Source organism: Streptomyces noursei (genome assembly GCF_001646665.1).
Lineage (GTDB): Bacteria > Actinomycetota > Actinomycetes > Streptomycetales > Streptomycetaceae > Streptomyces > Streptomyces lavendulocolor.
Window position 1 is genome coordinate 1 of sequence record NZ_LWBU01000052.1, and the last position, 250, is coordinate 250.

General features: G+C 81.6%; 1 protein-coding gene. It reads right to left on the bottom strand.

Features of this window, described 5'->3' with window-relative positions; genetic code table 11:
- Positions 1–250, bottom strand: a 250-nt coding sequence (locus A4V12_RS05130; RefSeq protein WP_199831220.1) for an endo alpha-1,4 polygalactosaminidase, incomplete at both ends; no start/stop codon positions are given.

The following is a 250-nucleotide window of genomic DNA, read 5'->3' on the forward strand; positions in this document are numbered from 1 at the left end:
CGAGGCGGGTGGCCCTCAGCGGCCCCCCGACGGCGGTGCGCCGGATGTCGAGCCACCGCCCGGCGTCCCAGCCGGTGCCCTGCCCGAGCACGGCGGCGGGGAACTTCCCCCCGCCGGGGCGCCCGTCCTCCCACGCACCGGGGGACAGGGAGCAGATCACCTTGCGGGCGCGCCGGGGCAGGGCGTCGCCGGTCGACGCGGGGGGGGCGCAGCCGTCGATGGCGTACACCGGCCGGCCCCCCGCCGGGTC